Origin of the sequence: Bacillus sp. AP8, assembly GCF_000321185.1 — a bacterium.
Taxonomy (GTDB): domain Bacteria; phylum Bacillota; class Bacilli; order Bacillales; family DSM-1321; genus Bacillus_AD; species Bacillus_AD massilioanorexius.
Map to the genome: position 1 here is coordinate 110,884 of NZ_CAPG01000038.1, position 15,336 is coordinate 126,219.

Below are 15,336 nucleotides of genomic sequence, written 5' to 3' on the forward strand. Positions count from 1 at the left end.
ATTTCTTTACAGCGTTTTCCCTTTGTTTTATCTAAATATGTGTCTTACAGTAAACACTAATCTTATGTATTGTAGCATTATCTAATTACAAATTGCAAAATCAATCAAACAAGTTGATTTAGTAAGTCTATGAATTATTTTAGAGGCGAGGATATAAATTTTATTCGTGAATATTTGTTGTCTATTTACCTTTACTCTATAATGAAAGAAATGTCGTCATTGTTCGGTATTCGTAATTTATTGATTTAACGGAGGTATTTATGAAAGCTGTTGGTTTAGTAGTTGAATATAATCCCTTTCATAATGGTCATTTTTATCATGCAGAGCAAAGTAAAAAACAAAATGAAGCGGATATAGTAATCGCTGTAATGAGTGGTTCATTTTTACAAAGAGGAGAGCCAGCTCTAGTTAACAAATGGTCTCGAACTCAAATGGCATTAAAATCTGGTATCGACCTTGTTATTGAGCTGCCTTATATTTACAGTACACAACATGCTCAACACTTTGCTTTTGGAGCGATTTCTCTTCTCGAAGCTATTCAATGTGACACCTTTTGTTTTGGTAGTGAACAAGGTGATATTGCTATGTTTGTTTCCAAATATGAGCAAATGAAAAAATATGAAATAGAAATAAATAATCAAGTTCGTTATTTTAGTAAACAAGGATACAATTATCCTAAATCTTTTTCACTTGCACTCGCTTCACTAGGTCTCGACTCTCATGATGAACTCGATTTAACAAAGCCAAACAATATTTTAGGCTACCAATATATACGAGCTGCCCTATCCAATCATTATCGTATCCAACCAACACTCATTCAGAGAATTGCGGCTCAATATCACGATCAAACGTTACCTACAGGACATATTGCAAGTGCTACTAGTATTAGACAAGCATTATTACATAATGAGCAAATGACAGAAGCGCAAACATTCATGCCATCCTACACTTTTATTGAGTTACAAAGATACTTAGAGGTAAATCAAACTCTACATCATTGGGAAAGCTATTGGCCATTATTACAATACAAACTCATTTCAACGTCAAATGAAGAGTTATCTCAAATCTATGAAGTAGAAGAAGGACTTCAATATCGTCTAAAAGAGGCTGCTCGTACATCCACATCTTTTGCTAACTTTATTACTGCGGCAAAAACAAAAAGATATACATTAACACGCTTACAAAGAATATGTGTACATATTTTAATTGGAGCCAATAAAATAAAAATAAAGCAATTACTTGAGCAACCATCATATTTAAGAATTTTAGGTTTTACAGAACAAGGTAGAAAATACTTAAACGAAAAAAAGAAACAAATTGAATTACCTCTCATCACAAAGGTATCTAACTTTGAACATGATGCCCTCTCTTTAGATATAAAAGCAGCCATCATTCACTCACTTATTTTACCAGCTGATAAACAACAGTCAGCTTTCCAAAGAGAGTACCGACATCCAGTTATCATCTAACAGTATGACAATCATCTATATCAAGAAAAAAGCTTAGAAATCAACTCAAAAGAAGGTTGTCACAAAAGTATTAGATCAATACTTTTGTGACAACCTTTCTTATTCTTTATCAGATATGTTATATAAATATTCAAGCGCATCATCCATTGTATCTACAGGGATAATTTTCATTTTAGTTTTAATTTTTTCTGCCGCTTTCTTGGCAACATTGTAATTTGAATTCTTTTTTCCATTCTCATTTGGAGCAAAGAAAATTTGTGCTCCATTTTTATCTGCTGCTACTACTTTTTGATCTATCCCACCAATTGCTCCTACATGTCCTTCTGAATCAATGGTTCCAGTACCTGCAATTTTATAACCTTTAGTTATATCCTCTTTTACAAGTTGATTATAAATTTCTAGTGAAAACATTAAGCCAGCTGAAGGTCCACCAATTTGAGAACTATCAATCGACACTTTGGGATTCGTTTTCACATCATAATCATCTACCAAAGCAATTCCAATACCAATCTTGCCTGAATCAGGTATAGAAGCTAACTCAATATCTTCTCGTAAAGTTTTACCATCTCTCATGACTTCTAAGTTTACCAAGTCACCTTTCTTTTTCTTTGCTACATATTTCATGAATTGATCGGATGATTGAATAGTTTGTTGATCGATTTTTGTTATTCTATCACCAGCGTGTAATTTTTTCTCAGCTGGCATACCTTTAACTACTTGATACACATATATTCCCTTATAGATCTTTTCATATGGCTTATTTGCCGCTTTAAAAGCACTCATAATTGCTTGTTCTTTAGAATCGTCCATCATATGTAATTGTCTAACTTCATATTCTTCATCAGACTCACCTTTAATCTTAATATCCTCTTCTGGATATACCTTCCAAAAGTCTTTAAAATCCGATATGAAGTATGAGAAGATATTCGCTTTTCCCATTTGAATGGTCGTTAACATTAAACTTCCTTTCTCCTCTTTTCCCCCATCTACTTCTATAATAGGGGCAAGTTCCTTTGCCATTCCTGGCTTAGAAATATAATAGGGCATTGGGATAAAATATCCCCCTAATAATATGATGCAGACAACAATAAATAGTCCCTTTAAAAACCTATTACGTTTCATTCTCTTCTTTCCCCTTCCAGCTAGCAATATCACTTTTTATTTGTTCGATATGCTTTCTAGCTTCACTTTCACCTATAGCAACAATTTCATCAATATTCGTAAAAGCTTTTGAATCATACATTTCTAATTTAGGTCTAATCATACTATCAGCTGAAATTTTTCTGTTTTTCATCGCTTCCATTTGCAAAATATCTAAAGATTGCATAATGACATCATATATAGACGTAACTTCCATATCTTGATTTAATTGAGATACATCCACTGCGATGACATAATCTGCCCCCATCTCCTTAACAACTGAAACAGGTACTCTGTCAACAACACCTCCATCAACAAGAAGTTGCTCTCCTATTTTTTCCGGTGTAAAGATTCCTGGAATTGAAATACTAGCTCGAACAGCATTTGCTACTAATCCTTCTTTAAACACCACTTTTTCTCCAGTTTTAATATTCGTTGCAACTACTGCTAACGGGATGTCTAACTGTTCAATGTTTTTCCAATGAGTAAATATTCCGATAAACTCTTTAATTCGATTCCCTTTTATTAGACCCATTTTAGGAACGGTAAAATCCAAATAGTATTTTCTTTTGAAACTCGTTATTATTTTGTATAGCTGGTCCAAGTCTGTTCCAGCTGCATACATACTTCCAACCAAAGCTCCCATACTACTTCCTGCTATATATGAAATAGGAATATTCTCTTCCTTTAATACTTTAATAACGCCTAGATGGGCAAATCCCCTAGCGCTGCCTGATCCTAGTGCAAGACCAATCTTTGGATGCTTTTGATTCAAAATATCACCTCCCATTTCTCTAAACATGTATGAAGCATTCTTGTTCTAAATTAATCACTTCAGAGTATATTTGGATATAAGGACAAGATCCTTTTTATTACATTTATAATACATATACTTATGTTTGATATTTTAACATTGCATCAAATCAATGCAAAGTTGAAAACTTCTTAGGAGGCCTGTTAGGTGAATAAATCAATCTTAAAAACACTTATACTCGCTTTAGGAGCTACAACGCTAGCAGGTGCTCTAATAAAATTTCCTCAGCAAGCATTAGAAGCATCTATCCGTGGTTTGAATATGTGGTGGGAAATTGTATTTCCATCCTTGCTACCCTTTTTCATTCTTTCTGAGATGCTTATTAGTTTTGGTGTTGTTACTTTTATTGGTGTTTTATTAGAGCCCTTAATGAGACCTTTATTTAAAGTTCCCGGGGTTGGAGGGTTTATTTGGGCCATGGGCATGGCATCAGGTTATCCTTCTGGAGCAAAACTAACGGCTCGCCTGAGGAAAGAAAAACAGTTAACTAAAATTGAAGCAGAACGTCTTGTTTCCTTTACGAACTCTTCTAATCCACTATTTATTTTCGGCGCTGTTTCAATAGGTTTCTTTCAAAATCCCACTCTTGGAATTGTACTAGCTATAGCTCATCATTTTGGCAATCTCTTGGTTGGACTAATAATGCGTTTTTATGGAAAAGATTCTGTTAAGGTCGAGAAAGTAAAAGTAAAATCCATTAAACAAGCACTACAAGAATTGCATCGAACAAGAATTAAAGAAAAAAGACCTTTTGGAAAAATGCTTGGTGATGCAGTCCTCTCCTCTATCGAAACATTATTACTCATCGGTGGCTTTATCATCCTGTTTTCTGTTATAAATAAACTATTGTTCATTATGAATATTACAGACTTTTTAGCTTATGGCTTAGGTATTTTCCTTTCCGTTATTCATATCCCTAGCGAATTTAGTATTCCACTAATGTCAGGAATGTTTGAAATCACTTTAGGATCACAAATGACTAGTGGTGTTCAGAATGTATCTCTTTTACAACAAGCAATTGTAACAAGTTTTATTTTGGCCTTTAGTGGCATCAGTGTTCAAGCGCAAGTAGCTAGTATATTAGCTCAAACGGATATTCATTTTGCTCCGTTCTTCTTCGCTCGAATCATGCACGGCTGTTTTGCAAGTTTGATTACACTTCTCATTTGGAAACCTGTTTATGAAAGAATCAAAATAAATGAGCATCCATCTAACGCTCTCCCTGTATCTGTATTCGATGGAACGGATTGGTTCAGCCAAATCATTACAACTCTGAGTATATTAGGTCCTTTTATAACAATTCTTTCGCTATTTATCTACATATCCATTTACTTCAAAAGAACCTATAAATAAAAAAACAAAAGCACTTGTCGCTTTAATATAGGCTGTTGTCTACAAGATTGCTATTTTTAATTAGTGAATACAACTAGCATAAAAAGGTCGTTTAGAGCGTAAAAAAGCAAAACTCATGCAGAAAGTGAGCATCACTACTTATTCATAGGCAACAAAGTATGCAAAACAACTTTAATGTTCAGCAATATTGTAAACAATGGATCATTCAAAAGGAATACCATCACAGATACTAGCAATCATTTAAACGTAAAACTTTCAGTGTAAACATATATCCTTTAGACAATACAGTTACAAGCAAACATCAAAAAAAGAGTGTAATTGGAGCGGTCTCTTTGCTCTTATTACACTCTTTTTTATATTTAATTTTGGTTATATTTATCCTTTAAAGCTTGTGCAACAACTGCTGGAACAAGCTCTGATACATCCCCACCATATTTGGCCACTTCTTTGACAATACTTGAGCTTAAAAAAGAATATTGATTATTCGTCATCATAAAGAATGTTTCAATATGATCATCTAAAATGCGATTCATTGAGGTACCTTGCATCTCATATTCAAAATCAGACACAGCACGCAATCCACGAATAATGGCACACGCATTAATTCCTTTTGCATAATCAACTAATAGACCACTATACGAGTCTACAATAACATTAGGAATATGGCTTGTTGCATCTTTAATTAGTTGAACTCTTTCTTCTGTTGAAAATAAAGGACTCTTTGCAGAATTAATTAACACCATAATATGTAACTCATCAAAGATTTTTGCCGCTCTTTGAATAATATCAACATGTCCATTAGTAATTGGATCGAAACTACCTGGACAAACTGCAATCTTTACCATTTATGTTCCTCCTACAGCGTTACTGTTCTTTCAAGATTATCATCAAGTGAATATATGGAGATGGATATTATGCCGTAATTTTCATGTCTCCATCTTGTTAACGTACTTACCCTATCTGGTAACTCAACATCATTACTATGTTCACATACTATAATTCCATTAGTTGCAATTAAATGATTTTTTGCGATTATCTCTAGTAGTTCTTCTAATTTTTGTTTTTTATAAGGGGGATCTAATAATATTAAATCAAACGCTATCTCTCGTTTAATCAATGCCTTAATAGCTCTTTCACTATCATTTTTATACACTTCTGCTTGATCAGTAAAATGACAAGCTTGTAAATTCCCACGAATTGTTGAAATCGCTTTAAATTCTCTATCAACAAAAATGGCTCTGTCCATCCCTCTACTTAAAGCTTCAATGCCTAGTCCACCACTACCTGCAAATAAATCTAATGCGATTCCACCTTCAAAATAAGGTCCTATAATATTAAAAATAGACTCCTTCACTTTATCAGTTGTAGGTCGAGTTGAGGCACCTGGGACAGCCTTTAAAGGTCTCCCTTTACATTGTCCTGATACTACTCTCATTTACAATCACCACTATCTCAATTACATTTATTATCTATACTATCCTAACATATCCACTTTATCACGTATATATATATTGAATAGAGAAATATCCATCAACTTTGAATAACTAACAATAATTTGGTCATACTATTACCAACAGCACCTTTAATCAAGGATGTTGTTGCCAACCGCGGAGAAGACTTACGTTTCCCCATAAGTTCTTCCTCCGGTTTCTCCTCTCCCTTTCCCTTCTATCCTTACACGGAAATAGAAGGACCCTGCAGAAATCTGCAGGGATTTTTTTTAAGAAAATGTTGGAGGATAAATTGACATATCTAATTATTATGAGAAAAATAGAAAGCAAACCACTATACACATAAAAAAACCAGATAAGTGAGAGTACACCCACAATCTGGCTTTTTCTTTACATCCTAAAGGCACGTTGTTTTATATTTCTTCCGAGGTCTTTACAATAATTTCATTATCTTCTTCTAGTACTATTACTCCAAAAATATCCTCTAACCAATAGTTATAAATATACATTTCATTTCCAATATTCACAATCGGCGGTGAAGTAACAGAATAGTCTGTATCATTCAAAATAAATACATTCTTCCCAGGATACAAACGTAAGGAATCACCGTCTTTGGTTAATAGTATATGTCCTTGATTGATTTGGTTATACACAAATCCGTCTGCTGTTAAAATCGATTTTAAAGGTAATAGCTTACTATCGTCTTTATACACCATTTCGGCATGTATTGGCTTTTGATTAAACGTTACCTTTCTTAAATCAAAATATACGATTGGAATAAGAGGTTTATTTTCATTTTTGTTATCACTAAAAAATGTTGTACGCTTATTTTTAATCGTTGATAAAATTTGATCCACTTTTGCAGATGACAAAGGTTTTTCCGTTTTCATAATAGAATCGATAAATTTTTCCAACTTTTCTTCTGTTAAATCATCTCGTAAAACATTCTCCATTACTAGTACTTTTTTTGTTCCTGATTTTTTATTTGAATATAAATTATTTAATATTTTTTGTTGCCATTTCTCTTGTTGATTCTTAAAAGGAAAAATCGAATCAAGATAAATATTCGATAGCTTTACATTTAGATGTTGCAGATTATCAGCATTATTAAGAATAATAAATTGCTCGGTTACTTGCTCTTTTTCTTTTGTAGTAAAAACCACTACAAAGTTTTGCAAAGTCGGATACTCTGAAAAAATGGAAGCTATTTTTTTTACATTTGGCTTCATGCCCTCTTCATAATATATAATAGGACCTGCTTCATTATCGGACAATTTTAAATTACCCATTTGATAGTATATGGCAGGAACTGGACCCTCTTTTTCAAAAACATAGTAATCTATGAATTCTTTGTTAACATATCCTACTTGTGTAGAATCTGAAGCCCAACTTCCTTGATTGCTGTTCGATTCCACTACTTCAATGGTTGATTTAACGGTTTTACTTTGATCCAACTTTAGTACCCAATCCTTTAGTAAAATACTACCATCATTCAAACTTACTGGAATGGTATAATAAAAGGTGATGGTTTGCATATCATCTTTAACAGAAAGAATATTAGTAGCATTTTCCTGGCCATCAATTGTATACTTTACTTTTAACGGATTGGCAATATGGTAAGTTCCTTTTTGTAAATTTGATATTTTTTGAGTTACTTGTAGCAACTGGCTGTTATGTTGAACCTGAACATTTTGCTCAACTTGTGATATAGGCAAATGTGAGGATGATTCCTTTTCTTCAGAATAGACATGCCATTGCCAAAATAAGATTCCACTAGTTGCTAATAATATGATAAAAATGTTTGTTGTAAATATTTTACCCATTGCCTGTTTTCCCCTTATAGAAAGTATTTCCTATTTATAACTTACCAAAAATATAAAGGGGAAAACAGCCTATATTTCAACAACTTTTAGAAAATGTTCAATATTTCAGTATTATTTAGAGCATTTGTATTAACTGAAGAGGAGGAGACATTGTTTTGATACAACGTTTTATAGAACTTGGTGAAGGTTATTCGGACTTATACGAACTTATTGAAATTGGCAAAGCAAACAAAGAACGAATTACCTACTTACTAGCACTTGAAACTACTATTAATGAGAAAGAAGTAGTATCATTAGCTATTATTCTTAAGCCAACAGACCCAGGTAATTTTCAACCAATTTATATTTGCCGTGAAGGAATTCCAAACCCAAAAATAACACCCAATAAGCGATTTGCACTTTTTCAAGAACTTGTTAATCAACTTGATAAAACGATCATTCACTTAAATGTTAAACCATCACATTTTTATAATGAAAAAGAGCTTTATTATCAACATTTAGTTGGCATATTACGTATGAATCGATACCTACCTCCCTTATCATAAGAAATGATAAAAGATTGTGGCCGTTAAAGTTTGGTGAATACATTTAGTGTAAAAAGGTCTAATGGAGCGTAATTCAACTCAGACTATACTCAATACTTGTTCAAAGGCTACAAAGTATGCGAAAACAGCCTAAAAAATGCCCTATTTGTCCATTTAACTCATTTTTATACCCCTATTGTTGAATTTTCAAATCACAAAAAAAGTGTCCTAAAGCTTTACTTTAGGACACTTTTTTATATACCCATCTTATAATCATATTCTTTCGCTTTGTCTGGTTTTGAATTCTCATAATCCGTCTTTAAAAACGGTTTATAAGAAACATCCACTTTTTTTATGAATGAATACGAGTTAAGTTTCTCTACAGTTGCTTCTACATCGTCCATATTGGTATACAAGACAACGTATTTCAACTTCTTTGAAACATAGTGTATATTGCCGAATCTTCTAAGCATCTTTACTTGTTTCAGCGTATGCAAATAAGCAATAATTCCTTGTCTAGCACCCAACATACTGTACGCTCCTAAAAAATATTTACAGTTAGTGTAGCACAATATTCTAATTTTTTTCAATAAGGAATCTCTTAGAAAGAAAAAACATCGTATATAAATACAAAGATTTAGGAACAGCCACAACTACCTCCGCTGCCACATCCACCACTGCTACATCCACTTTCGAAAAAAGGATTTCCTCCAGGTGTTTTCACATGCTTAGACACTGAACCTGCAATAATAACACTTATTTGATCGAGAATATCTTGAAGTGCATTTTCTGCTTGCTTAAAAGCCACGATCGACGGATGCATGTCCATCTCTCTTTTTCTTGTTCTCGTTTCAAGATTTACATATTTATAATCAGGATGATATTTGCCAAAACGTTGTACTTCTTCATACCTGGTTTTCATTATCGTGAAGCTTTTAATTTTTTCTTGCGCTTCTCGATCATTTTGTAGCTTATATAAAGTTATCAAATAATTTTCTCCAATTTCAGATTGAAGAATCATTTGTGCTAATTCATCTGAACAATTTAATATTTCCATTCTTTCCATCGTAGCAAGCATTAAAAGCTCACCTCCTTACCACATATTATCATGATATCTCATATAAAGAAAATATGGGTGATTTTAAATCACTATTCCATATATCCTGTAAGGTCTGAAAACTATCCCCAATCATTAATTGATTGAAGCGTAAGATGCTAGACTCCAGCAGGAGCAGATGAATAACTTAAGCCTCCTGGAACAGCCTTTAGAAAAACGCCATTTTTTCACAGCAACTGAAACATAAATTTAACTAAATCAAAAGATCCTATTTAATTAGTTTTTTACTAACAAAAAAGAGTTGATAGCTAGATGATATAGCCATTAACTCTTCATACCCATTGTTTGTATCATATTTAACATCATTGAAGCAACCTGTACGCCATTTGTTAATTGACTTACCCGTTGTGGAATTGATTTTTCAAAATGATAAACAGACTCTGTTCCCAGCTTTTCAATTTCATGTGGATTTCTCATTAATCGCCTATACCAGATTGGCTGTAATCGCAAATATTTTAATTGGTCTTCATTCCCTTTAATCCATTCATATAAATCTTGCCTCAATCCTCTCCCCTACCTTTACTTAATCTCTCCTTAATGATAAAGGATTTTGTTGCTTAGGTTGCTCACTTTCCGACTGTGGAGTAGTTTTTTGAAATTGTGATATAACACCTGATATCGTTCCTAACGCCTGACTTAAATTAGAAACATGCTTTTGCATAGATTGCACATCAACATTTTTTAAAGAATCAAAAATGGATGATAGCATATCTTTTTCCACTTTTTCCTCTTTGTCTTTCTTTTCAGAATCCGACAAATTCACAGCATCTGAATCACGATATTCATCCCATAATCGGTCTTCCCCTCCTAATATATACCAATCCTCAAACACTTCTTGCCATGTATAAATACCTCTTCTTACATCTTTAACTAAAGCAGGGTGATTTTTCACAAAGTCTTTAAATTCTTCAATAGAATGATCCTCTTTATTTGACATTATTCCTCACCTCAATGAACACCTTTTTCATTTTATTTATCCACAATTCGCCTATTTCAGCTTATGCAAAAAAGAAAAAATGGTTCATATCACTTTTCATATGATACAAACCATTACAGAAAAAGAGTGCCTAAAAGCCCTGCTTACTAGACACTCCCTACATTACATTTCTTTTATAAAATTTTGTGTATAATACTTGTGATATACACCAACGCCTAAATGTGTAAATTCATCATTAAGCATTGTTTCTCGATGCCCCTTACTATTTAACCAACCTTCTACTGCTGCGATTCCATCTACATATTTAGCTGCTATATTTTCTCCAGCTACACTAAAGGGTACCTTCCCCTTTTTCAAGCGATCGCCTAAATCACCATTAGTAGGAGATACGTGTGAAAAATAATTCTTATCAAACATATCTTGACTATGCAATAATGCTACTTCTGCAGTTGCTTCATCCCATTGAACAGGAGATAAATTAAATTTCTTTCTTATTATGTTTGTAATATCAAAAATTTGCTGTTGATCACCAGATTCGACTAATTTCCATTCTTCATCCGTAAGCTCTTTTTCTAAAGGTAGCTCACCACGATATACCAGCTCAAATGGTCTTTGCTTAATTAGTTGTTCTTTCGTTAAAAATCTTACACTTGAAATCCTATTAGTAAATCTATCTATATAAACTTGTGCATAAGCATCGCCCACTTTTATCAGCGGTCTGACACCTAAATCCTCTTCAGATAATTCGAAACGATATGAATTTCCTTGCCAAGAAATATCTATAGTTGTATCAAGATTAAACTGTTTAAATAATTGGTCGACCCCTTGTCCAATTGAAAAAGGTGCGATATTTAAATCTGAACCTAATGCAAAAATAGATACTATTTTATTATTCTCAACGGCAACCTGCATATATTTTTCATCATTTTCATTATAGATCCACCATTCATATCCATATGATGACAAATCTTTTCTTGCAGGTTCTCCAAATTTACTTAGAACTTCTTTACTGCTTTTTCCAATCAACAAAGATAATCCGTCTTTTACCGGCTTACTCTTATTATTCTGTTGTGCTCCTTGATTAACGATTAAGTTTTGATCCGTAAGATTAGCTGATTTTTCTTGATTTAAATTCTCTTCTTCATCTTGATTGAAAAAATAAATGCTTCCTATAAATATAATGACAGCTAAAAATAGAACCTTACCAATTTTCCCCAGAGATTTTCTCTCCTCTCAGAATAAATATATATCTAATTATTCCTATTATATCACCAAGAATTAAAGAATAGATATAAGAAAATACATCATTCATTCTTTCTGAAAAAAACTATTTTCTCTAAAAATTGTCACTTTTGTGAAAAAATAAATACTTACTCTCTTCTCGTTGCATGTTAGATTATTTCATACTATCATAAAATAAAAGGAAACATTAGGAATATTTTCTATCATTTCCTTTTTACTCGCATCATACTAATGAAGGTGGATTTTTAAGGAGGATTACTAATGAGATTTGAAAGCACTGGTTTTGAAAAACTAAAAGCCGATTTGAATCGTTTAGATGAGGTTATGGATGCACATGGCTTAATTCGAGCTGAACAATGGGATTATGAGCGTGTGAGCTATGATCGCAAGTTCGAACTAAAAGAAGGGGTCTATTATTTGAGAGTTCAAGGCTTCGCTGTTGAAGGAGACGTAGGAGCTCATAGAGCAATAATTCAAATTCTAACTCCATGTCTAGGGAAGCATTACTACCCACACGGAATTGAATATGGTGAAAATGAAAACTTTCCACCTACTCTAGTAAAGAAATGTGAACAGATTCTAGTTTCTCTAAAAACGGAGCTTGACACATTTGCAACTGCAATTTAATAAGGCTTTAACGTCCAGATGGATAAATTGAAAATACATATCTAAATCAACACCTTCTGTGATTCCATCATTATTTAGTCTAATTACTGATAAATCTTTTGACCTTATGGACGATTCAGAAGAAATGGGTACTTTTCTGCCAAAATGAAATATGCCCCATTCTTTTAAAGTTACGCTATTTTTGCATACTTTATTGCCTATGAATAAGTATTGAATTTAGTCTGAATTGAATTCCTCTCCAAAATGCTCGCTCCATTCGACTATTTATACTCTATTTATTCAGCGAACTTATTTATCTTTTAGAAAACAGTCAAAATTAAAGAAGAGGCTACTAAACACTGTTTAATTTAGCATGTTTAGTGGTCTCTTCTTATTCGTTCATTTTTTGGATTTCAATCATAGAACTTTTTACAAACTACAAGTAAAACATGGGAAATACAGAGGATATATTGTTTTCATAGTAATTAAAATTTATAATCGAATGGACACTTTCTATAATGAAACTTTTATAACTTTTTTGTGAAAATATTTTGAATATCATTATAATATATTTTCATAGTTTAAAATAAAATCCTAGCCACAAGGAGAGAACATCTTGAAACGCTTTTTCACCAAACAAAGACTCATTCAATTATTGGTTCTTACTATTCTCATTGCTTTATGTTATTTTGTATTACCTGTTTCTTTACCATTAATTATCGCTTTAATAACCTCACTTTTATTAATGCCGTTAGTTAAAATGCTTCAAAGTAAATTCTCCTTATCACAAAAACTTTCCGTTATGATTGTTTTTATAATGTTTATTGCTTTTATTGGATTATCCGCCTATTTTTTAACTACAAAAGTAGTGACAGAAGCTGCTCAAATTATTCAAAACGCACCTGAATATGTTAATGAAATTAGTTCGGCATGGAATAAAATAGAAAAAGATATGATATCCGCTTCAGAACATTTACCAAAAGCTATTACTGATGTTATAAGTAACCAAGTACAAATATCATTGGAATATCTAAATACGAAAGTAGGTAGTTGGATCACCATTGAAAATATTACAAATTTCGTTAAAAGTATTCCTTCTTATTTAGTAAGCTTCATAGTATTTTTAATTGCGTTATTTTTATTTTTAATTGACTTACCTAATATTAAAAAAGGAATATTCAAGCATTTAACAGATACAACAGCTGAAAAAGTTCGATTTATGAGCTCTCGTCTATCTAGTGTAATATTCGGCTTCTTTAAAGCCCAATTTCTAGTAAGTATAATTATTTTCTTAGTATCACTTGTTGGCTTATTACTCATCAAACCTGAAATGGCAATCGTTATGTCCATTGTCATTTGGATTATTGATTTCATACCAATTATTGGATCAATTGTTATACTTGCCCCTTGGTCAGCTTTTGACTTCATAACCGGTGATATAAATTCAGGAACACAATTAGCTATTTTAGCTGCCATTCTATTGATTATTCGTCGAACTGTTGAGCCAAAAGTTATGGGCAATCACATTGGATTATCCCCATTAGCTACATTGATTGCTATGTATATTGGATTAAAATTATTTGGATTCCTAGGTTTTATTATTGGTCCATTGATTCTAATAGCCTTTACAGCAGCGCGAGAGGCTGGTCTAATCAAACTAAACTTCAAATTTTAGTTTTTTATATAGAGGATTCGATCTAACAGATAAAAAATTCAGTTAGATTGAATTCTCTATTTTACGTTTAAACTCCAAAGTAAGTAAGGATGATCTTGCTTTTTAAGTGTAAAGCCCAATTTTTTTAAAATATTCATCCTAAAATTATCAGAAAACATGATCTCCATATGTATTTGTTTAAATCTACCCTTAAAGAAGTCCATCACAAAATCAAGAAATAATATCATACTTTCTTTAAAATATTTCTTTTCGTAAAAAGATGTTAAAAATCTCATTTCTAAGAAAGCAATAGACATTTGATTATTTTTCTTATATAAAAGAATATCACCCATCATTTTCTTTTCTAGCAAATCTGCTAAAATCCACATATCGAATGATGATGATTTATTTTTTTCTAAATTTTCAATTAATAAAGGTAAAAAGGTCTTAAAACGATTTGATGGCCAATCTTTTGGAATTTCTATTGGTGAACGAATGGCTAATTCATCGCGAAATAAAATTATCGACTTTGCCATATCTAAAGAACAATTTAAGATTAATATATTTTCAGTTTTATAATCTTTCATATATTGCCTCCTACTTCACCTTGTAAAAAAAGATGATGCTATATTATATTAAGCATCATCCTTAGTTCATACCTTTTTTTAAATACCTAAAATTGCTTTTATTACGGAAGTTGTTTCTCCTCCATGATAAAACACATATAACAGTAAATATACAGCCAATCCAGTTATACCTGTAAAGAACCAAATAAAACAAGTTATAGGACCAAGTTTTCTATGCTTTCTAAAGTTTCTTTTATACCCTGTCCAAAGCATTGTAATACCCATAACTGCTCCTACGGTCGCAAGACAGATATGGAAGATTAAGAAAATCGTATAATAGATTTTAATATCATCAGGTCCTCCAAAAGCCGTATTGCCAATAAAAATCGTTCTGCTAGCATAAATCACAAAAAAGATTATGGCAAAAATAGCTGCTAGAATCATTGTTTTCTGATGAGCTTCTCTCTTTCCTTGCTTGATTAATCCCCAGCCTATGCCAACAGTTATGGCACTTAAAACAATAAAAGTAGTACTTATTGTAGGTAATATAGGTAAAGACATATTATTAGACGTCCTCTCATTTATGTAGTCGTAATCATTGTAATAGACATCTATCAATATTTCAATAATTGTAACATTA

The 15,336-nt window shown here is 32.2% G+C and carries 17 protein-coding genes; 5 read left to right on the top strand and 12 right to left on the bottom strand.

Going from position 1 to position 15,336, the window contains the following annotated elements; genetic code table 11:
* Positions 1 to 260: 260 nt before the first annotated feature.
* Positions 261 to 1,469: a nucleotidyltransferase gene (locus tag BN349_RS11280; RefSeq protein ID WP_019242420.1), complete on the top strand. Its 1,209-nt coding sequence runs from the start codon at positions 261 to 263 to the stop codon at positions 1,467 to 1,469.
* Positions 1,470 to 1,568: 99 nt separating this feature from the next.
* Here BN349_RS11280 and BN349_RS11285 read toward each other — a convergent pair whose 3' ends face one another.
* The gene (locus BN349_RS11285; RefSeq protein ID WP_019242421.1) at positions 1,569 to 2,591 is read right to left on the bottom strand and encodes a SepM family pheromone-processing serine protease; all 1,023 of its coding nucleotides are present in this window, start codon (positions 2,589 to 2,591) and stop codon (positions 1,569 to 1,571) included.
* Positions 2,581 to 3,399: a patatin-like phospholipase family protein gene (locus BN349_RS11290; protein ID WP_034294159.1), complete on the bottom strand. Its 819-nt coding sequence runs from the start codon at positions 3,397 to 3,399 to the stop codon at positions 2,581 to 2,583. Before BN349_RS11290 ends, BN349_RS11285 begins: the two co-directional genes overlap by 11 nt.
* Positions 3,400 to 3,570: 171 nt before the next feature.
* Between BN349_RS11290 and ylbJ the strand changes: the two genes are divergently transcribed.
* Positions 3,571 to 4,776 (top strand): sporulation integral membrane protein YlbJ, encoded by a 1,206-nt coding sequence (ylbJ, locus tag BN349_RS11295; protein ID WP_019242423.1) that lies wholly within the window; start codon positions 3,571 to 3,573, stop codon positions 4,774 to 4,776.
* Between the two features lie 359 nt (positions 4,777 to 5,135).
* Here ylbJ and coaD read toward each other — a convergent pair whose 3' ends face one another.
* The 3 genes from coaD to BN349_RS11315 form a co-directional block, all read right to left on the bottom strand.
* Entirely contained in the window at positions 5,136 to 5,621 is a 486-nt protein-coding gene (gene coaD / locus BN349_RS11300; RefSeq protein WP_019242424.1) for a pantetheine-phosphate adenylyltransferase, read from the bottom strand.
* A gap of 11 nt (positions 5,622 to 5,632) precedes the next feature.
* Positions 5,633 to 6,211, bottom strand: a complete 579-nt coding sequence (gene rsmD / locus BN349_RS11305; protein ID WP_019242425.1) for a 16S rRNA (guanine(966)-N(2))-methyltransferase RsmD — start codon at positions 6,209 to 6,211, stop codon at positions 5,633 to 5,635.
* Between the two features lie 429 nt (positions 6,212 to 6,640).
* Entirely contained in the window at positions 6,641 to 8,050 is a 1,410-nt protein-coding gene (locus BN349_RS11315; RefSeq protein WP_019242427.1) for a stalk domain-containing protein, read from the bottom strand.
* A gap of 155 nt (positions 8,051 to 8,205) precedes the next feature.
* Between BN349_RS11315 and BN349_RS11320 the strand changes: the two genes are divergently transcribed.
* Positions 8,206 to 8,595: a DUF7147 family protein gene (locus BN349_RS11320; protein WP_019242428.1), complete on the top strand. Its 390-nt coding sequence runs from the start codon at positions 8,206 to 8,208 to the stop codon at positions 8,593 to 8,595.
* A gap of 233 nt (positions 8,596 to 8,828) precedes the next feature.
* Here the strand turns inward: BN349_RS11320 and BN349_RS11325 are convergent, their stop codons facing one another.
* The 5 genes from BN349_RS11325 to BN349_RS11345 form a co-directional block, all read right to left on the bottom strand.
* Positions 8,829 to 9,104: a YlbG family protein gene (locus BN349_RS11325; RefSeq protein ID WP_019242429.1), complete on the bottom strand. Its 276-nt coding sequence runs from the start codon at positions 9,102 to 9,104 to the stop codon at positions 8,829 to 8,831.
* A 107-nt stretch (positions 9,105 to 9,211) separates the two neighbouring features.
* Positions 9,212 to 9,652, bottom strand: coding sequence for a YlbF family regulator (locus tag BN349_RS11330; RefSeq protein WP_019242430.1), 441 nt, complete (start codon positions 9,650 to 9,652; stop codon positions 9,212 to 9,214).
* A 303-nt stretch (positions 9,653 to 9,955) separates the two neighbouring features.
* Positions 9,956 to 10,195, bottom strand: a complete 240-nt coding sequence (locus BN349_RS11335; protein WP_019242431.1) for a YlbE-like family protein — start codon at positions 10,193 to 10,195, stop codon at positions 9,956 to 9,958.
* Positions 10,196 to 10,214: 19 nt separating this feature from the next.
* A complete protein-coding gene (gene ylbD / locus BN349_RS11340) occupies positions 10,215 to 10,628 on the bottom strand; it encodes a spore coat protein YlbD (protein WP_019242432.1) in 414 nt (137 codons plus the stop codon).
* Positions 10,629 to 10,790: 162 nt separating this feature from the next.
* On the bottom strand, positions 10,791 to 11,654 hold the full coding sequence (locus BN349_RS11345) for a CAP domain-containing protein (RefSeq protein ID WP_232423548.1): 864 nt from the start codon (positions 11,652 to 11,654) through the stop codon (positions 10,791 to 10,793).
* A gap of 477 nt (positions 11,655 to 12,131) precedes the next feature.
* On the opposite strand from BN349_RS11345, the gene BN349_RS11350 reads away from it, so the two are divergent.
* Positions 12,132 to 12,497, top strand: a complete 366-nt coding sequence (locus BN349_RS11350) for a YugN family protein (RefSeq protein ID WP_019242434.1) — start codon at positions 12,132 to 12,134, stop codon at positions 12,495 to 12,497.
* Between the two features lie 595 nt (positions 12,498 to 13,092).
* Positions 13,093 to 14,151 (top strand): sporulation integral membrane protein YtvI, encoded by a 1,059-nt coding sequence (gene ytvI / locus BN349_RS11355; RefSeq protein WP_019242435.1) that lies wholly within the window; start codon positions 13,093 to 13,095, stop codon positions 14,149 to 14,151.
* A 56-nt stretch (positions 14,152 to 14,207) separates the two neighbouring features.
* Here ytvI and BN349_RS11360 read toward each other — a convergent pair whose 3' ends face one another.
* On the bottom strand, positions 14,208 to 14,717 hold the full coding sequence (locus BN349_RS11360; RefSeq protein ID WP_019242436.1) for a hypothetical protein: 510 nt from the start codon (positions 14,715 to 14,717) through the stop codon (positions 14,208 to 14,210).
* A gap of 78 nt (positions 14,718 to 14,795) precedes the next feature.
* Positions 14,796 to 15,257 (bottom strand): DUF420 domain-containing protein, encoded by a 462-nt coding sequence (locus BN349_RS11365; protein ID WP_019242437.1) that lies wholly within the window; start codon positions 15,255 to 15,257, stop codon positions 14,796 to 14,798.
* Between the last annotated feature and the right edge of the window lie 79 nt (positions 15,258 to 15,336).